General features: G+C 47.0%; 18 protein-coding genes and 1 riboswitch. Of the genes, 2 read left to right on the top strand and 16 right to left on the bottom strand.

Annotation, left to right across the window (positions count from 1 at the left end; genetic code table 11):
- Position 1: 1 nt before the first annotated feature.
- The 15 genes from BVG16_RS26185 to BVG16_RS26260 form a co-directional block, all read right to left on the bottom strand.
- Positions 2-940 carry an ABC transporter permease gene (locus tag BVG16_RS26185; RefSeq protein ID WP_078502158.1) on the bottom strand — a complete coding sequence of 313 codons (939 nt, stop codon included), beginning with the start codon at positions 938-940 and terminating at the stop codon, positions 2-4.
- Between the two features lie 71 nt (positions 941-1,011).
- Complete coding sequence (locus BVG16_RS26190; RefSeq protein WP_078502159.1) at positions 1,012-2,490, bottom strand: ABC transporter substrate-binding protein; 1,479 nt, start codon at positions 2,488-2,490, stop codon at positions 1,012-1,014.
- Between the two features lie 247 nt (positions 2,491-2,737).
- Entirely contained in the window at positions 2,738-4,261 is a 1,524-nt protein-coding gene (locus BVG16_RS26195; protein WP_078502160.1) for a response regulator transcription factor, read from the bottom strand.
- Entirely contained in the window at positions 4,254-6,074 is a 1,821-nt protein-coding gene (locus tag BVG16_RS26200) for a sensor histidine kinase (RefSeq protein ID WP_078502161.1), read from the bottom strand. The genes BVG16_RS26195 and BVG16_RS26200 overlap by 8 nt, the downstream gene beginning before the upstream one ends.
- Positions 6,075-6,258: 184 nt before the next feature.
- The gene (locus BVG16_RS26205; RefSeq protein ID WP_078502162.1) at positions 6,259-7,236 is read right to left on the bottom strand and encodes an aldo/keto reductase; all 978 of its coding nucleotides are present in this window, start codon (positions 7,234-7,236) and stop codon (positions 6,259-6,261) included.
- Positions 7,237-7,342: 106 nt separating this feature from the next.
- Entirely contained in the window at positions 7,343-8,185 is an 843-nt protein-coding gene (locus tag BVG16_RS26210) for an energy-coupling factor ABC transporter ATP-binding protein (RefSeq protein ID WP_078502163.1), read from the bottom strand.
- A gap of 3 nt (positions 8,186-8,188) precedes the next feature.
- Positions 8,189-8,995, bottom strand: coding sequence for a cobalt ECF transporter T component CbiQ (gene cbiQ / locus BVG16_RS26215; protein ID WP_078502164.1), 807 nt, complete (start codon positions 8,993-8,995; stop codon positions 8,189-8,191).
- Complete coding sequence (locus tag BVG16_RS26220) at positions 8,982-9,278, bottom strand: energy-coupling factor ABC transporter substrate-binding protein (protein ID WP_078502165.1); 297 nt, start codon at positions 9,276-9,278, stop codon at positions 8,982-8,984. Before BVG16_RS26220 ends, cbiQ begins: the two co-directional genes overlap by 14 nt.
- Complete coding sequence (locus BVG16_RS26225; RefSeq protein ID WP_078502166.1) at positions 9,275-10,039, bottom strand: energy-coupling factor ABC transporter permease; 765 nt, start codon at positions 10,037-10,039, stop codon at positions 9,275-9,277. The genes BVG16_RS26220 and BVG16_RS26225 overlap by 4 nt, the downstream gene beginning before the upstream one ends.
- A 157-nt stretch (positions 10,040-10,196) precedes the next feature.
- A riboswitch (cobalamin riboswitch) is annotated at positions 10,197-10,389 on the bottom strand.
- 46 nt (positions 10,390-10,435) lie between these two features.
- Complete coding sequence (locus BVG16_RS26230) at positions 10,436-11,452, bottom strand: PHP domain-containing protein (protein ID WP_078502167.1); 1,017 nt, start codon at positions 11,450-11,452, stop codon at positions 10,436-10,438.
- A 1,041-nt stretch (positions 11,453-12,493) separates the two neighbouring features.
- Positions 12,494-13,375: a metal ABC transporter permease gene (locus BVG16_RS26240; RefSeq protein WP_078502169.1), complete on the bottom strand. Its 882-nt coding sequence runs from the start codon at positions 13,373-13,375 to the stop codon at positions 12,494-12,496.
- Entirely contained in the window at positions 13,372-14,325 is a 954-nt protein-coding gene (locus BVG16_RS26245) for a metal ABC transporter permease (RefSeq protein WP_078502170.1), read from the bottom strand. Before BVG16_RS26245 ends, BVG16_RS26240 begins: the two co-directional genes overlap by 4 nt.
- 5 nt (positions 14,326-14,330) lie before the next feature.
- A complete protein-coding gene (locus BVG16_RS26250; RefSeq protein WP_078502171.1) occupies positions 14,331-15,104 on the bottom strand; it encodes a metal ABC transporter ATP-binding protein in 774 nt (257 codons plus the stop codon).
- 29 nt (positions 15,105-15,133) lie between these two features.
- Entirely contained in the window at positions 15,134-16,105 is a 972-nt protein-coding gene (locus BVG16_RS26255; RefSeq protein ID WP_078502172.1) for a metal ABC transporter solute-binding protein, Zn/Mn family, read from the bottom strand.
- Between the two features lie 229 nt (positions 16,106-16,334).
- Entirely contained in the window at positions 16,335-17,651 is a 1,317-nt protein-coding gene (locus BVG16_RS26260; protein ID WP_078502173.1) for an alpha-L-fucosidase, read from the bottom strand.
- Positions 17,652-17,770: 119 nt separating this feature from the next.
- Here BVG16_RS26260 and BVG16_RS26265 point away from each other — a divergent pair, with 119 nt between their 5' ends.
- Positions 17,771-18,607: an AraC family transcriptional regulator gene (locus BVG16_RS26265; RefSeq protein WP_078502174.1), complete on the top strand. Its 837-nt coding sequence runs from the start codon at positions 17,771-17,773 to the stop codon at positions 18,605-18,607.
- A gap of 161 nt (positions 18,608-18,768) precedes the next feature.
- Positions 18,769-19,503 (top strand): YqjF family protein, encoded by a 735-nt coding sequence (locus BVG16_RS26270; protein WP_158081803.1) that lies wholly within the window; start codon positions 18,769-18,771, stop codon positions 19,501-19,503.
- On the opposite strand, the gene BVG16_RS26275 is transcribed toward BVG16_RS26270, so the two are convergent.
- Positions 19,500-19,946, bottom strand: a complete 447-nt coding sequence (locus BVG16_RS26275; RefSeq protein WP_078502176.1) for a GNAT family N-acetyltransferase — start codon at positions 19,944-19,946, stop codon at positions 19,500-19,502. The genes BVG16_RS26270 and BVG16_RS26275 overlap by 4 nt on opposite strands.
- Between the last annotated feature and the right edge of the window lie 38 nt (positions 19,947-19,984).

The raw sequence follows: 19,984 nt of genomic DNA on the forward strand, positions 1-19,984 counted from the left end.
TTTAGAACAATGCATTATCTTTATCGAATTTACGTACAATATAGTTGGAAGTCATAACGAGAACAAATCCAATAACGGATTGGTAAAGACCTGCTGCCGTACTCATACCGATTTCACCGGTTGATTTCAATCCACGATAGACATAGGTATCGATAACGTTCGTCACCGAGTACAGTGCGCCGGAGTCTCTTGGAACTTGATAGAACAATCCGAAGTCTGCATAGAAGATACGTCCAATGGCAAGCAATGTTAGAATCGTCATCAGCGGTTTCAACATTGGAATCGTGATGTTCCAGATTTGTTGACGTTTGTTCGCCCCGTCGATCATCGCTGCTTCATAAAGTGATTTATCAATCCCCATAATCGCTGCAAGATAGACAACGCTGTTATAACCAATCGATTTCCATAAGAAAACAAGAACGATGATGAGCGGCCAGTACGTTTTGTCCGTATACCATTGCGTTGGATCTGCACCGAACCAAGATGCAATATGGTTGACCATCCCTTTATCATAGCTTAAGAAACTAAATACGAAATAACCTACGATTACCCAAGATAGGAAGTAAGGTAGGAACATACCGGTTTGATAGACTTTCGCCAACCGTTTATTCGCGATTTCTGAGAGTACAATGGCCATTAACACAGCAACAACCAGACCCACGATAATGAAAAACACATTATAGAGCAACGTATTCCGTGTAATTATATAAGCATCGTTGGTACTGAACAGAAACTTAAAGTTCTGCCACCCTACCCATTTACTATCCACAATACTCGCCCAGAAGCCATCACGACTGTAGCGATATTCTTTAAAGGCGATAACCATACCAGCCATCGGTAAATACGAGAAGAACAGGAACCAGATTGTTGTGGGCAATACCATCAGCAATAGTACTCTGTTCTTGTTCAGATCTCTGAAAAATTCGCCAATCCTTTTCATACCATTCACCCCTCCATGCATTGACATGGATTAAGCGAATGCAAGCATCCGCCTAATCCATGATCTAGTTGTTATTTTTGGTTCGCTTTCCAAGCATCTAATTGGCTTTGTGCTTCAGCCATAATTTTGTCTAGGCCAGCCGCTTTGAATTTTGAAGTCGCTTGCGGGATGAATTTATCTGGATCCACTGTTCCTGTCATCAAGGAGGACCAGAATTCTTCTTTTACGTTTTGAACTGCTGCGATCTCCGTTGTTACTTTAGATGGATCGAAGTTAAATCCAAGCAATGGTGCTTTTTCACCGGATTCATTGAATTTTTTGAACTCGTCCCATTTGTTCTCTGGGTCATTTTTATCAAGGTAAGTCAACATGACGTTACCAAGAGAGAATGTTGGCATATCGTAGTTCTTCGATTCAGGCAAGTTTTCCATTGCATCGTTGCCGACTTTTTTGTAGTGAACGCCTTCAATACCGGAATCTACCATGTTGCGAAGCACTGGATCTGTATTTAACAAGTTCAAGAATTCCATCGCTTTCTCTGGGTATTTCGAGTTAGCAGAAATGGCTTGCATCGAACCCATAACAGACCAGTTGTAGATCATCGCTGGGCTAGCAGCTTTGGACACGATTGGGTAACCAAGGCTTGCGGACCATAAGTTATCTGCAAGAGGTTGGTTCGTTGCTTTATCTGTGAACCATTTACCTGTAGCTTGTACATCCGTCAAGGAAGTTAATGTTGCTGCTTCTGTTGGAACATAACCTGCTTTGTAATATTTATGCATTGTTTTTAACGCTTGCTGCATTTCTGGTGTTTCCAAGATGTTCGTTACTTTCAAGCTTGGATCGCCGACTTTCACAGCCATTGGCAATCCTTCGATGATGTAATCGTAAGGAACATATGGTCCGAATGTTTTGTCAACAGCGAGCGCGTATGTTCCTGGCTCGTTTTCTTTAATCGTTTTAAGAAGCGGCTCTAAGCTTTCTAATGAACTGACGTTGTCTAGGTTCAATTTATACTTGTCCACCAAGTTTTTATTGAAGCGCCATACGATTTGAGCCGGAAGCTCTTTGTTCGCAGGAACGCCGTAGTTATGACCGTCTACTTTGGAACCTTCCAAGAACGCAGGATCTAATGCTTTCACGATGCCTTGACCTTGATTTTTCAAGAGATCATCGATAGGCATGAATGCGCCTTTACGTGCATTTTGAACGTAATCGAATGCCCATGACGCTGTGAACATAATATCCATTGGTGTTCCTGATGCTGTCATGACTTGCATTTTTTGAGGATAGTCACCCCAGTCGATCATGTTCATTTTAACCGTAACGCCGATTTTTTCTGCTGTATATTTGCTGACTTCTTCCATAACCTTGTCAACGTCTTTTTGCGGCGTACCGATTGTATACCAGATCAATTCAACAGGCTTTTCGGAAGTCCCGCTTCCTGAAGCACCTGAACTCTCGTTTTTGCCTCCGCATGCGCTTAACATCATTGAAACCGCTAACATTAGCACTAGAGTCAACACGTAGCTTTTTTTGAATTTACCCATTTCTTTCTTCCTCCCCTGTGGAACTCCGTTGTTGAGATTGCCGTTTGGCTATATTTAATGTACTCCATGAAAGCATTTTCAAATAGGCGACAAATTAAATGATCCGTGTCCAAACTAAAGAAACAATCCAAAATAACCCCACAAAGTGGTGACTTGGCTTCGAAGCTGATTCAGGTACTTTACAGGGGCCCCGGAAATTATAAATTCTTATAAATTGTGGAAAAAAATAAGACTGCCCTAGTATTCGCTAGAGCAGCCCTTTATAATCGGTCGGCGAGATGCCAACATACTTTTTAAATTGTTTATAGAAGTAACCAGGTTCCCAATACCCTACGTTCCGTGCGATTTCATGGACCTTCAGATGCGTCGTCATCAGCATTTCCTTTGCCTTCTCGATGCGGTACCGGTTGATGTAATCGGTGAAGGTCTCTCCTGTCTCCTTGTTGAACAGTTGTCCCAAATACACAGGATGAATATTATACTGCGCTGCTAACAGCTTGAGCGAGAGCTCTTCGGCGTAGGATTTCTCTATATAATGCAGCACCTGCTGCACGACGGGACTCTTAATATCTGAAATCAAGAAATCGACCGTCATATCCGCCACCTCTTGAATGATCTCGATTAGATCATCGATCGTATCCGAGTTGCGAACCTGCTGGAATGCCACATTAAAAATATCCGGAACCTCTGTATGGCGAATCGCCTTAAGTTCCATCTTGAAGAGAACGACAAGCTCAAAGGCCATATTCTGGATGTCGTGCGGCATAATCCCGGGCAGCGCTTGAACCTGTCGAAAATCATCGGCGATGTGCTGATGCAATACAGGTTTATCTTTGGCAATAATAAGCTTGGTATATTCGGCCCATTCAAAATGGAATTCATTCTTCCCGAGCTTCGGATGGCTGATCGGCAGGTCCATATAGTCCATCAGCTCACGATCCGGATAAATCCAGAAATATTCTTGCGTCTTCTTCGCATGTTCATAACTTGCACCCGCTTGATCCGGAAGGCATTCCACGCTCCCGATCGTAATATGCAGCGGCCGGTAATGCGATAGACGCTCATGAACACGATGAAGAAGCTCTGTAAATTCACGATGTCCATCCTCTTCATTCTCCATCACCGTAAGCAGGATAATATCTCCATCCATATCGCGGAACACGGTCACGTCGGGATGATTTTTCATTTGACGATCAATCAGTTCGAATACCTCGGCAACCTGTTCATCCACGCGAAGCACCGCAACCATCACATAGGGATGCTGCAAGGATATATCCAATAAATCTGCACGTTCCTTAAATTCCGCAGCGCCGATACGATTCGTCAACCATCGATGCAGCGTATTGTCTTTCAGAATCTGCATACTGAACTCCGTGAACATCTGCTCTTCTTTTATGGAGTTCAGCTTTTCCACCGTGTTCGTTAACGTTGCTTTGAGCTCATTCACATTAATCGGCTTCAGCAGGTAATTCTCGATCCCGAGTCTCATGCCTTCTTTTAGATAGGAGAATTCGTTGTACCCACTGAGCACGATGGTTCTCAAATCGGCATGAAATTCTCGTGCGGCGCCGATCAAGGCAAGCCCATTCATGACCGGCATCGAAATATCCGTGATTAGAATATCCACCAACGTCTGCTTGATCGCTTCCAACGCCTTTTGTCCATTCTCAGCATGTCCTACAATTTCAAGTCCTAGCTCTGCCCAATCAATAATGTCATAGAGCCCTTCAATAATAAAAGGTTCGTCATCCACAATAAACACTCTATACATGTCGGTCCTCCCTGTCTTCTAGGTCTGGCAACCATACGTTGACGATCGTGCCCACCTCGGGTTGGCTTTCCAGTTCAATGCCGTATTCATCTCCATACAGCAATTTCAAACGTTCATTCACACTGCGCAAGCCGAAGGATTCCCCTTCGGGAGCATTTGGAGAGATCGCAAGGCGAATTTCTTCCAACCGTTCCGAGGTAATGCCATGACCATTATCTTCAATTCGAACATGGATTCCATTCGCTGAGGATAGCGCCCGAATGTGAATTCGATTATCCGTGCGGTCTGTGCGAAGTCCATGAACGATGTAATTCTCAATAATCGGTTGAAGGGACATTTGAAGCACCTGCTTCCCACCGAGCATCAGATCGCATTCGATCTCATAGGAGAACTTGTCCTTGTACCGTATACGGAATAACTCCAAATATAAGCGGCATGCCTCCAGTTCATCCTTCAGCAAATAAATTGTTTTCTGCTGCACGAAGGTTCGAAACAATGCGGACAAACTATAGATCATTTCGCCAACATCCTGTGCCCCTTGGGAAATCGCCCGCATCCGAATGACCTCCAAGGTGTTATAGAGAAAATGCGGATTGATTCGCGCTTGGAGCGCTGCTAATTCCGTATGCTTCTGCTTGATTTCAGCCTTATATACCCGATCAATATATAAGTTCAGATCATCCAGCATGTCATTAAAGCTAGTAGAGATTTGCCCCAATTCGTCTTCCCTCGGATCCTGTATACGTGCGGTTAAGTCGCCTTTTTTCACCTTACGCGTGAACCGAATGATCTCATTCGTGCGGCGAGCGAACCGAATCACGAACAGCGAAGGGATCAAGATCGCCACAAAGATACAAATTAAGCTAATCGTTAATATCGTGTTGCGCACACCTTGGTAAGCATCCGCCATCTGTTCTTTAGGAATCATGCCAATGACCACGATGCCGCCTTTATTCTGCGATAACTTCGTCAAATACGTGCTTTCCGACAAAACGCTGCTCTCGAACTTATCCATCTGATTCATGTATGGGAAAGGTTTGCCGTAATAGGACCCTGATGAATCGAACAATACCCCACCCTCCGAAGAGACCACAAGGATCGTACCTTTTAAATTCGCCTTATCGCTTGCAAGCGCGCGCCAGATGTTGTCGGCATTGTAGTAGACGGCCATTTGGCCGATATTTTTCAACGTCTGCCTGTCATTAATCTGTAGTCGAATCGAATATAAGCGGGTATCCCATTGATCGATCGCCCGGCGAATCCAAGGACTCGGCAGCGTGAAATTGCCCCCCTCTAAAGCCATCGCATCCGGAATATAAGAATGCACCGCATTCGTTGATATCTGCTTCATTGATATCAAAGGATTATAGACATACATGAGCTGCTGATCCGTGCTATATAGAATGAGGTTGCTGATATCCATATCATCATCCATCACGTTCTTAAAATACTGTAGCCCACTCGTCAGCACATTATCGGAATTTCGAATATATTGATCCAGATTATGTCGGATATACTCTTGAAACGGGTGCTGTAAAAAATAGGACACACCCGCGGACAACTGCCCGTCTCGATACACACCTTGCAAAATCGCATGTGCCGAATCGTACTTATTCTCGAAATAACTATTCACGTTCTCCATCGCCTTCTTCTGGTTGTCCAGCTCCCGGTTAATGACGGTTTCCGACATCGAACGGTACATGAGCAACGAAAAGGTGATGATCGTCACGATGGTCATGAATGAAAAGAGCAAAATCAGCTTGATAAATACGTTATTCTTGATGTTTCTGCGATACATGCTCCCAAGCCCCATAGCGTTCAGCCTCCTCACGTTGTCAGTCAAACATTATAACACGACTCTGGTACAAATCGGAAATTCATGCTGTGCATCCAGGTTAGCATTTTAGAGATCCATTCCGTAATATCAATTAGGCGAAAAAAAGCGACCGAAGCTTCATGCTGCGCTTCGACCGCTCTCTTCACTTATGAAATGCCTATTAAGGCATGTTATTGCCACGAGCGCTTACGTATAACGTATACCATTCGTCGCGTGTCATCAACTGTGCTTGACGCTCTGCATCCTGACAAGCTAAGATACGCTCCGCATTCGCCGTACCGATGACAGGTTGAATGCCGGCAGGATGACGCATCAACCACCCGAGCACGATGGCTTCTGGTGTCGTTTCTTTTTCCGCTGCCATCCGTTGAACCAATGCAGCCGTCTGTTGAATGTTCTCAGGTTCGCCTTCCAACGAGCGTCCTGTAAATTTCCCTTGTGACAATGGCCCCCAAGCTTGAATCTGAATGTTCTCCATCTGACAGTACTCCATCAAGCCTTCGGAGAAATTCACGCTCGCGCCCACCGGTTGATTGACATGTACGCCTTGATCGAGCCAATCTAAGCGTGACAGACTCATCTCCAGCTGATTTACGGCGAGTTGATCTGGCAATGCCCGCTGTAAGAAGCGGATTTGTGCGGCGCTCATATTGGATACCCCGAAATATTTCACTTTGCCGGAAGATTTCAGCTTGCCGAAGGCTTCAGCTACTTCATCGGGTTCCATGAGCGGATCGGGCCGATGCAAGAGCAGTACATCCAAGTAGTCTACATTCAAGCGACGCAATGAATCATTCACTGCTTCAAGGATATGTTCTTTGGAAAAGTCGAACCGTCCTGGAACATCTCCTTCGCCAAATCGAATACCGCATTTGGATTGAATGATCAGTTGTTCGCGAAGCCCCGGTCTTGCTTTAAGAATCCGACCAAAGGTTTCTTCCGCTTTTCCCATCGTATAAATATTGGCATGGTCATACATCGAAATCCCAATCGATAGTGCTGCTTCAATCGCCTTCTCTGCCTTCAGCACATCTTCCTCGGTTAACGGGTCTCGATTCCAGCCCCCGCCAAACGGCATGCACCCTAGAATTAATCGGCTTGCTTCAATACCTCTTTGTTGAATAGGAATCCTCTTCATGAGTCCAATCCTCCTATGAACGTAAGTGTGTAAATATTTCCTTGTCCATTCTAAACACTCTCTTTATAAAATGCAAAGAGTCCTTCGTCAACACGAAGGACTCATGTTATTGCAAGATATGATGCGTGGATACCCAAGCTTTGAATGCCTCCATATCTCTTGGAGGAGCAGCTCCGTTCCGCCATGATTCTGGCAAAGCCAACCACAGGTCATAGAGCATCGGAATGCGTAGCCCGAGCGTCATCAGAGTATCCGTCTGTTGAAATACATCCAGAGGCGTACCTGACAGCACGACACGCCCTTGATCCATAACAATCACCCAATCCGCCCAGGTATAGACCAAGTTCATATCATGCGTCGACATCGCAATCGTCACCCCTTGCGCATGGATGCGATCTAACTGCTCCAGAAGCTGCACTTCGGATTTCGGGTCCAAATATGCTGTGGGTTCATCCAACAGGATTAGTTCCGGCTCAAGCACGAGAATACCTGCCAAAGTAATCCGTTTTTTCTGTCCCAGACTCAAATGATGGATCGGTTGATCCGCCAAATGTGTAAGCCCCATACGGACTAACATCTGTTCGACGCGACGCCGAATCTCTTCTTCCGGAAATCCTGCATTCCGCAGTCCATAGGATATATCTTCATAAGGGGTATTCAGAATCAGCTGCTGCTCCGGATCTTGGAACACAAGACCAATACGCTGCCGCAGGGCATGAATATCTGCTTTACGATAGCTGTAATCCGTTCCTTTCCACTGCAGGCGACCTGATTGCGGGCGAAGAATGCCGTTGGAATGCAGAAAAAAAGTAGATTTACCGCAGCCATTATGGCCGCAGATCGCCGTCTTGGAACCTGTGGGTATCGCTAGGCTTAATCCATTTAGTGCAGGGCGATCCGTTGAAGGGTACGTATACATCATGTCTTGCGCTTCGAGGAGCATGCTCATCGTTTATCGCCCTCCTTTCCAGTACAGCAAGCTTTCCATGACAAGCAGCAGCACGATGCCAATCCCGCTCTCCAACCCGTACCTCCATCCGACAGACCCGGATTGATATGGAGCCAGATGGATTTGCGAGTCGAATCCGCGCGAGACAAGACCTTGGGCTAACCCGCGATATTTCTCCATCGTTTTCGAGAACAGCCGGGTGAATAACATCGCAATGTCACGTAAGGTTCGCATGAACCCGACATGGCCTCCGCGACCACGTTGGGCAATGCGAATGCCTTGCGCCGTATCATAGAGCAGAAAAATAAATCGATATGTAATTAACATGAGTTCCAGCACGATATGCGGCATTTTAAGACGCTGCATCACTTGGAGCAGGGCCGAGAAAGGCGTCGTTAGGATAAGAAAATAAAAACAAGATAACGATGCCGCAAGCCTGACGAGCAGGAATCCGGCTTTCAATAAACCTGCATGAGATAAATAAATTACACCGTGGAAAATAGTGAACATAATCCAACCCTCCACGGAATCTGTGTTCCCAGCGTGGGATCCTGCTTTCCATTCCAAGACGATCGCAGGTACACTTGTTAGAAAGAAAAGAAAGGGCGCGCCGAGCAACAGGAGGTATATTTTGATAGACACTTTGGCGTATCCTAGAATCCATATCGACATCCATAGAAAAACAAGGCCTTGGATGATCGGGTGCGCTACATAAGCGAATATCAGAAGCACCGCAGCAAATCCGAACTTCCACATCGACGACATGGGTCTTAGTGGATTCGCATATGAGATCGTATCAATTTGACGCATCGGTGTTATTCTTCTTGGAATGACGGCCGCGGAATAAGCCAATCGTAAATCCGATAAATCCTGCGCCTAATGCTGCTTGAAGCGCGAACAGCATACTTTCCGTCTCCGCAGGCGGCTCCATTAATGGCTGGAACCAAGGCTCATAATCCGGCTGAATGGTCTGAATCATCTCTTCCGCTGCTCCGTCGGCTCCTCCAAAATCACCTTGTACGATAACTAACGGTACAACAGCGAGCAAAACGACAATGACTAGAATCCACATATTTTTTCCTGCTAGTTTCATGCGTTTTTCGCTCCTTTCATCCGACGTTGCAATAACGATAATTCTGCGCCGCTATAAGCCTGCAACCAATTCCATAATAAGACGGTTAACAACCCCTCACTGATCGCCAGCGGAATTTGTGTTACCGCGAATATGCCTCCGAATTTCAAGAACGAAGCCAGGATCCCGCCTTCCGCCGCAGGAAAAGCGAGTGCCAACTGAATGGATGTCATCACATAGGTAGATAAATCCGCAAGGGCCGCAGCCAAGAAAATGGCGAGTTTCTGACGTCCTGTCGATTTCATCATCAACTTATACACGGCATACCCTACCATGGGACCTGCTACGGCCATGGAGAATGCGTTCGCTCCGAGCGTCGTAATCCCCCCGTGCGCCAACAATACCGCTTGGAATAACAAGACAATGGAGCCCAGAACGCTCATCGGAAGCGGACCGAACATCACGGCTCCAAGACCCGTTCCTGTCGGATGAGAGCTGCTGCCTGTGACCGATGGAATTTTCAAGGCAGATAGGACAAAGGTGAACGCCCCTGCTAACCCTAGCATTAATTTCAACTCGGGCGTTTCACGTGTAATGCGCACCAGTGATCGCACCCCTAATGCGAAGAATGGTAGAAATAGAATCCACCATATCATCGCCCATACTGGCGGCAAAAAGCCCTCCATAATGTGCATCGCATACGCCGTCTGCGGCTCATTCACGGCAAAGTACAAGACAAAGCCGGCAATCAGCAGCAAACTAGATAACCATTTTTTCTTCACAACGTACTCCTCCTCTTCTTAGATTCTTGATTTCTACGCAAAAAAAGCCAACCCATACAGGATTGGCTCTAGGCACGGTCCAAATAAACGACAAATCTGATCCACACAATGATGTCGTTATTTTTCTCTCGTACACCACTCCTTTTTCGCGAAGGTCTTCGGGTACAACAAATAGGTAGGTCTCCTGACTTCTGGATCTTCATTCTTCCTCGCCTTCACCATCACTTCCGATCAGAGTGGCATTGTTGAGCAAGAACTTCCCAGTTACAGTGGCGCGACCGCTCGGGATTTACACCCGATTCCCTGTTACCCCTTGCTCTCGCAAGGGCACCTGTTTGTTCAATTATGAAATTAGGGTCATTGTATCATATGAAATTCAGACCCGTAAACATGATTCTATTTAGAAGCTATATGATTTCTCAATGGAACGGTGATGCGTTGTTTCTCGTGGACATAAATAATCTCCGTGTATCCGGTGCGGGAGAGCAATTCCATAGCTTCGTCCAGTTGGGTTCCAATATCATCTGGAAAATGAGAGTCAGAACTCAGCGTCAACGGCACGCCATGCTGATGGAGAACCTGCAGAAACGCAGGGCTCGGGCAAGCTTCCTTCACAGGATAACGATAAGCGAGACCCGTGTTGATCTCTGTCGCTACGTCCGCTTCCTTCAATGTCTTCGCAACCTCTTCATAGAGCGGGAGCAGCAATTGCTCATCCGGTCGGAAATTGAACACTTTCAAATTGTCCAAGTGGGCAATCATATCGAACAACCCGCTTCTCGCCGCCATTTGCACATAGCCGAACACCTTGGCATAGAGAGCTACGAGATCTTGGTTCTCGAAGAGATGCTTCGTATCTGGATTATCAAAGCCCCAGCCATCTACGAAATGGACCGAACCGATCACATAATCGAGCTCATATCGCGATAATAGTTCCCTTAATTCCGCTTCGCCGCCTGGGAAAAAGTCCGCTTCCACACCAAGTGATACCGGATACCCCGCTGCCTTGGCGCGCTTTACCGCAGCCAGATAAGGTTCAATGGAGGTCACGCATACGCGATCCAGCCAATATTGTTGCATACGTCCAAGCTCGGAATCGTCGAGGATCATATGCTTCTCGTAATAGGAACGAAACTCGGTAAAACGATATAAATGGTCCACCATGCCGAAGCGTTCAATCCCGCGCGCTTGACCGAGCTCAAAATAGTGGGCGAGCCAGGTGTCACTGAAACAACCTTCATCCATGCGTTCCTTCATGAGATTGTTGAGACGCGTAATCCATTCCAACGAATGGGGTTCGTTCCCTAACGTCCCTTTTTCCTGATGTACATGTTCTAAGGCACGCGCAGTGCGCTGAAGCCAGCCTGTTGAATAGGGCCCTTCCTCCAAATGAAAATGAAAATCCACCTTCATGCTAACATCTCCTCATTTAAGGCCATTGCCGCCTAATGTCCGTTGCGTATCTTACCCCGTTATTCTATTTTCTTCCCATGGAGGTGTCAATCATAATTCCTTAATATATGGGTGGGAGGACACCCTCCTATTATAGGTGCGGAAAATAGGAGGAGAATATATCGGTAAGGTGCTTAATACATTTGCTATGTTGGATATTTACAACAACTGACGGGTAGTACGAGGAGTGTGAACAGCGTGTGAGCAGTTGGTGAGCAGTATGAGCTACTTACCAGCACCTAATGAGCACTATCAGCTGCTTATATGCACCTGATGAGCATACTATCCCCCCTACTTCTTTCTCTATGTTGGATTTATCCAATATAGCACCTAGTGCGCTTCTGTTGAGCACCCTAATGAGCATTATGAGCCGCTTAAATGCACCTGATGGGCCTCCTCCTCCTACTTCTCTCGCTATGTTGGATTAATCCACTATACAACCACTCAATGTTACTTTTACCCCAGCTACAGTGGATTTTTACAGGATAGCAGGTATTTATCGCTACTTTTACGCCATTTCAGCTGTTCTTAATGGATTTATCCACTATACAGCCTGAAAAGTGTGCTTTAACGCCAAAGTTACTGGATTTATCCAATATAGCACTTGGTGAGCAGTTACTGAGCGCTTGTTGAGCAGAATGAGCAAATGATGTGCACCTGATGAGCCTACTACTCTCGGTATGTTGGATCTATCCAATATAGCACCTAGTGCGCAATTGTTGGGCACCAAATGAGTAACATGTGCTCCTTATGTGCTCCTTATACGCTCCTTATGCGCCCCTGATCATCCCCCATCAGCCCCTAATCCCCCCACCTCCCTCAAGCCCTGCAACGCTCTACGTACATATCGGACAAGTCCACCCACACAACAAAGAGCCTCCGACGCTCGGAAGCTCCTGTCCACCAACAATAAATAATCCTTTAACTTGCTCCACTTTCGCTTTAACCTATTCCACTTTCGTTTAACTTGCTCCATTTTTCGCCTTACCTTGCTCTATCCCCCTAACCTGCAACCTCCGCCCACTTGCGTCTTCTGCGCAACCGCATGAGCAGACCATGGCGAGGAGAGAATACCAACGCGATTGCGAAAATCGCTCCAGCTACGGTGACCATCATGCCTGCGATGGAAGCATCCAACCAAGCCGCGATCATATAACCGAATACCGAACATGCAATCCCGATCAGCACACTGTACAGGATCATGACCGATAATCGCTCCGTCAGCAAGTAGGCTGTGGACGCAGGGACGATCAGCATGCCAACCACCAGGATGGCGCCTACGCTCTCAAAGCTCGCCACCGTTGTCATGGATACCAATCCCATCAATACATAATGGAACAAAGCTACAGGGATGCCGCAGGCAAGAGCCATCGCCGGATCGAACGCACAGATCTTGAATTGTTTATAGAAGAGTCCAATAATAACTAGAATGAATAATACCGTAATGCCCAAAATCCACACGGACTTCGGTATAAAATCAATGCCTAACACACTGATCGTATTCCAATGTACATAGGCAATTTCGCCGAACAATACGCAATCCAAGTCCAAATCCACTTGCCTTGCATTCAAGCTGATCAATACCACCCCTACCGCGAATAATGCGGTAAATACGACACCAATCGATGCATCGGACTGTACGCCGCTCTGCTGGAACAATTGAATCAGGAACACGGTGATCAGCCCTAGCACCGATGCTCCCAATAACATGCCCAATGAGTCACGAGACCCGCTTATCATAAAGGCAATGACAATCCCCGGCAATACGGAGTGACTGATGGCATCCCCAATCAACGACATTCTCCGCAGGACGAGAAAGCATCCCAAGATCCCGCAAGCAATCGCCACCAAGGCTCCCGTCCCGATAATCCAGAATTCCATCATAGGGATTCCTCCTTACTGTACACGGGCGAATGTTGTATCTCCCGCACGTGCTCCGCCATCCGAATCGCGCGGTTATTGCGAATGCGCCGAACTGCTTTGGCGCACACGCCACGCTGAGGCGCGAACAAAACCGAGAAGACAAACACGACCGTTGCCGCCAGCACGCTTAACGGACCTGTCGGCAGGTTACTTGTCGTCGTGCTAATCAATGTACCGATGACACCGCTGATTGCCCCGAACAATCCGCTCAGAACGACCATCAGCCCTAACCGATCCGTCCAGTACCTTGCAGCAACGGCAGGTGTGATGAGCAGCGCTGCCACCAAGACGACACCTACCGCCTGAATACCGACTATGACAGTCATTACTGTAAAGAACATCAGCAATTGCTCCAGGAATCCCACCGGAAAACCAAGACCTCGTGCAAATCCCGGATCAAAACTCAGCAGCTTAAATTCCTTAAATAACAAGCTGCTTGCAATGACGATCACGGCAGATACCCCAATCATCGTATACACATCGCTCGCGATCATCGAAGCAGCTTGACCGAACAAGAACTTATCCAACCCGCTTTGATTCCCATAGGACGAGTGTTGAATATGTGTCAACAATACAATACCAATCCCGAAAAACACAGATAGGACAATCCCCATAGCAGCATCTGCTTTGATTCGGGTATACCGTGTAATCACGGTAATGAGAAGAGTAGCCAACAACCCCGATACGAAGGCGCCTAAAAAGAACAAAGGAAGTGATTTCACGCCCGTCAGCATAAAAGCAATACAAATGCCCGGCAGCGCTGCATGCGCCAGCGTATCCCCAATCAAGCTCTGCTTCCGCAAGTACGTAAAGCTGCCTATGATGCCGCTCATGAGACCAAGCAGCATACATCCAATGAGAATCCACTGCGTATTCGGATCTGTAAGCACAGACCATGATAGAAGTGTCATTCCCTTCACCTCGATTCGACGAGGACGGCCCCGTCCTCTTGATCAAATACAGCCAATCTTCCACCGTATGTCTGGTGAAGCAATGATTTGGTAAACACATCTTCTGTCGGTCCGTATGCCACAAGTTCTACATTCAGCAGCATGACCCAGTCAAAGTACTCCCTTACGGTTGCCAGATCGTGATGTACAACAAGCACCGTTTTCCCTTGTGCTTTCAATTCATTCAACAATGTTATAATTGCTCGTTCCGTCATCGCATCCACGCCGACGAACGGTTCATCCATGAAATATAAGTCCGCATGTTGGGCAAGGGCTCTGGCGAGAAACACCCGCTGTTGTTGTCCGCCGGATAGTTGAGAAATTTGGCGGTGTGCGAATTCCTTCATCCCTACTTTGGCCAAGCAGTCCATCGCCATGTCCCGCTCCTTCGTGCCTGGGCGCTTGAACCACCCTAAATGCCCGTATCTCCCCATCATCACGACATCCAGTGCATTCGTCGGGAAATCCCAATCCACGGATTCACGCTGCGGGACATACCCTACGGATTTGCGCATGTCTTGATATCGTTTCCCGTAAATTTCAACCTCCCCGCTAACACGGGGCAGCAGTCCGAGAATGGCCTTAATCATCGTCGACTTCCCTGCGCCATTCGGACCGACAATGCCGATCAATTTCCCTTCCGGTACCTCAAAGGATACATTCCGCAATACCGGTTTCTTCTGATATGCGACCGTTAATCCACTTACAGATAACGGGGCTTGTAAATTTGAATGATTCATTGCTGTTCCTCCTTCGCCCATCTCATCCCTTACTTCAGCGCTTCGACCATAATGTTCGCATTATGCCGCACCATGCCGATATACGTTCCTTCTTCCGTGCCCGGCTGCCCCATCGCATCGGAGAATAATTCTCCGCCGATGTTGACCGTGTGCCCTTTCTTCTTCGCACCTTCAATTACGGCTTCAATCGCCTTCGTAGATACGCTGGATTCCACGAACACAGCTTTGATTTGATGTTCAATCAGAAAATCACGCAGATCGCTTACATCCTTGCTCCCATATTCCGAAGCTGTACTAATTCCTTGCAGCCCCGTAACTTCCATGCCATAGGCTCTTCCAAAATAATGAAAAGCATCATGTGCCGTCACCAGAATACGGCTGTTCTCCGGTATGGATTGAATTTGTCCCCTCACGTAATCATCCGTTTCCTGCAACTTCTTCAAATACGCTTCCGCATGTTGACGATAATCCTCTGCATGAGCTGCATCCTCATCGATCAACGTATCCCTTACGACTTCCGTCGCGCTCATCCAATTTTTAACGTCGAACCAAATATGCGGGTCATGCCCCTGCGCTCCTACATTCGGATCGGACAGCAGCTTATCTTCTGGAATATTTTTAGATACCGCGACAGTTGTTTTCGATGCATTCAGCTTCTCAAGAATATCCACCATCTTGCCTTCCAAGTGAAGGCCGTTATAGAAGATGATATCCGCATCGTCCAGCTTCTTAATATCCCCTTGTGAAGCTTTATAGAGATGCGGGTCTACCCCAGGTCCCATTAATCCAATCACTTCGACGTGGTCGCCACCGACCTGCTCAACAATATCCTTGATCATACCAATCGTTGTAACCACCTGTAACTTCCCTTCGACTTCGGCTTTGGCTTCTGTCCCCTTCGATTCCCCGCAGGCAGATAGAATCAAGACCACCCCTACAACGAACACCATCATGATAAAACGCTGGATTGACGAACTCCTGCCCTTGTACTGTAAATTCATAAACGTAACACACTCCCATTTCATAAATTACTTGCATATCCCCAGTTGTTTATGTTGTGCAATTATTTTTACTCCGTGCTCATTTGTTTAATATACACAAAAATGTTTCTTTGATGCAACTTTTTTCGTAAATTTTTTTATTTTCTACAGTCAGACTCCCTTCTTCTCACATCAAAAAGCCCCTGCTTTCGCAGGAGCTTTCTCATTTCATTCTCGTTCCAATCTACTTCTATTCGTCCAATAATGTCAGCTCGACCACCGTGTTGCGCTCATCCGGCAACAAATACGTATAATGCTCCGGACGGCCAAAATTCATAAATGCATCTACCGAAAATTGCTCCGCATTCCAAGGAAGGCTCAAGAACACCTCCGAACCGTCCGATAGCAACCGGGCATGCTTAATTTTCCCTGCCAACCCTGGCAAATGAATCGGCCCTACATTTTGCTCTAGCAAATGCGCATAGACCTTATTGCCTTTTTTCGTATATCGGCCCCAGTCCGGCTTCGGCAAATCCGCATTGACACAACCGTAGATACTGTCCCCGTTGGCTTGCATCCATTCCCCGACTTCAGCAAGAATCCGTAAGGATTCCGCAGGGATTTCTCCTTGTGCGTTCGGCCCTACATTCAAGAGCAGATTGCCGTTTTTGCTTACGCACTCCACCAGCTTGCGAATGACGGTTGCCGCGGATTTATATGTCGTATCGTTCGCAGCATAACCCCAGTTATTATTTAATGTGATACAAGCTTCCCAAGGAATGGAATTCCCCTCGTCATCCGTTAACCCGGCGGTTGGAATAATCTGCTCCGGCGAAGCAAAATCCCCTGCATAGAAGGATGGATCCGTTGTCATGATCGAGGAGCGTCCATGATTGACTTCTAGACGATTGTCCGTAATAAGATGCGGTTGAATGTCGCGAATCATCTGCACCAATTCCGTGGCTTTCCACTTCTCGCCGCTCATCTCGCCATAAGAGAAATCGAACCACATAATATCCAGCTTGCCGTAGTTCTCTAGCAACTCACGCACTTGGCCATGCATGTATTCCAGATAACGCGGGAATGTCTTCGGATCGCGTTGATAGGCGGAATTGTCGCGCATCGGATGATGGAGATCTCCGTAAGCCGGATAATCTTCGTGATGCCAATCGATAAGCGAATAATAGAGCCCTACTTTCAAGCCCTCTTCGCGAAAAGCGTCAAGGAACTCACGAACCAGATCGCGTCCGCAGGCGTTCGTTGATTTATAATCCGTTAGTTGACTGTCGAAAAGACAGAATCCGTCATGATGCTTCGCGGTCAACACGGCATATTTCATCCCGGCCTGCTTCGCGGCACGAGCCCATTCTTTTGGATTGTAACGGTCTGGTTGGAACGAGTCGAAATATGGCTGATAATCTTCTACCGATATGCGTTCGCCATTCCGAACCCATTCTCCGCGTGCTGGAATTGCATATAATCCCCAATGGATGAACATCCCGAATCGATCTTGCAAAAACCACTTCACACGTTCATTTCGCTCTGCGATACGTTGATTTTGGCTCATATTTTCCCCGCCTTTTCCTGTCGTATTGTTCCCATTCAGCGTACCAAAGCTATGGTATAATGGACAGGTACGAAAGTAACCTCCCTTCGTACAAAACTAACTTTTACAGGTGACTACCAATGAATCCTACTCTGGCTACGAAAGGCGTCTTTGACGACCTGCTGCAGAACCTGCAAATTCATCTCATCGATGCTCGGCTGACGAAATGTCCTCCGGACTGGCGAGACTTGGATTACACGCCCAACTACAATAAGTTTTATTTGATCTGCGAAGGGGAAGGCTGGTTGCGCATCGGGGATCAGGAGTTGTATCCGAAGCCCGGTCAGCTCTGCTTCATGCCTGCTTATGTACAGCAATCCTATAATACGATCAGTGAAGACACGTATTTCAAATATTGGCTCCATTTTACCGCTCAAGTCGGATCGTTCGATTTGTTCCAGTGGTTGGATGTTCCGTTCATCGTGGATGTTCAGGATCTAGCACTTGTCGAGTCTTGGTTCCAGCAGCTCGCTGTGCTTGTGGATCAGTCCTCGATCCTTGCTCGCTTGCAAGAAAAAGCCATCCTGCTGCAGCTTATCGCGTATTTTCTCGAACAAGTGCCGGTGAATATTGTTCATGCGCGCATGGAAGAAATGGATCGACTAACGCAAATCCAGCAATTCATCGAATCCCGTCTCCATACGCAAATCACCGTCGAGCATATGGCGAAGTCCTTTCATTTGCACCCGAACTACTTTATTAAATACTTCAAGAAGCATTTCGGAATGCCTCCGTTGAAATATATGCGCCAGAAGCGTATCCAACAAGTCAAACGCCTATTAACCTCTACGGATCTCAGCGTGAAGGAAATTGCTGACGCCACAGGTTTTGATGACACGAATCATCTGGGCAAAATTTTTCGCAAAGAGACTGGACATAGTCCAACCTCTTATCGTGCTCAGTTTCAAGTGAAATGAGCGCCTGCCTGGATAATAACGTATAGAACACGGATTAATTCGTATCCTATGAACAAAAGGTAGTTGGCATGCTTGATAACCTCTGCCGCATAGGAGGCCCTATGAAATTATCCGAACTCAATCCGCATCGCCCGTGGCCCTTGCCTGCTTCCCCATGGATCATGTCTCAGGTCTGGCGGCATGTTACGTTCCTCCATTGGGCGATCGAACCTTCGATCCTTGCACCCTTTATACCGGAAGACCTCATCCTAGATACCTACCAGGGCAAGGCCTGGATTTCCTATAGCTGTCTGAACGTATATCACGCAAAACTTCGGTTCGTCCCTCCCGTTCCGGGCATGCTCTCTTTCAACCAAATTAATATACGTACCTATGTCCGATCCGCTGAAGGAAAACCCGGCGTGTATTTTCTCAAAATCGGAGCTACCAATCGTTTCGTGACCTTCGGTTGTTCCACGTTCATGCATCTGCCCTTCGTGCATAACAACTACCAACTCACCACGGCGGCACCCGCAGCACATCAGAAATTCGGCGCCGTTCATATTGCTTGTGCTTTCCCCGAGCAGGAAGTGCTGCGATGTGTAGTGACACCCGTCTCTCAGCCCTATCCAGCTACTGCCTATCCTTTGACGACATGGCTAACCGAGCGCTACAGCATGTATACGGACGCGCAGCATCCCTTTCCATTACGGGAACAGACCACACCGGGGACTTCTCAGATCCTGATCTGTGAAGTCACGCACCATCCCTGGACATTGCAAGATGCTGATATCACAGTGGAGTCGAATTCGCTATTAGCTCCTTATGGATTTGATCTGTCCAAGGCCCCATCCCTTGTCACTTACACAAAGGAACTGAAGGCCTATATTTGGGGATTTCGGAATATTTCACTTTAGAGAGAGCCTACATTTACAGACATGTATACGTCGACAGGATCCTCTCGATCAACTTTAAAACCAAACCGTTCATAAAGACGTCTAGCAGCGCTTCCTTGCAAGACGTTTAAGGTTACACGCTTTCCTTTTACATCATCTTGTGCAAGCAGCCCTTGTAATACTTGACTACCGATCCCTGCACCTTGGTAATTGGGATGAATATAGAAATGTTCCAATAGATACCCCTCTAACATGGGTTTAAAGGCTATGCAGCCAACAAAAAAAGAATCTGCCTCCATGATCCACGTATGAACGGGATCAAATGTATTACGGAAGCGTTGACGAACCTTTTCTTCATCGAACCTTCCTAACCTCGTTAAATCATCACGCAATACAATGGCCCGCAAATCGGCAATTGTCTCCATATCAGATTTTTGGGATTGGCGAAGGGTAATCTGTTCCATCCAAAGTAACAACTCCTTATTCTTGAATCAAACAACAG

Source organism: Paenibacillus selenitireducens (genome assembly GCF_002021565.1).
Lineage (GTDB): Bacteria > Bacillota > Bacilli > Paenibacillales > Paenibacillaceae > Paenibacillus_K > Paenibacillus_K selenitireducens.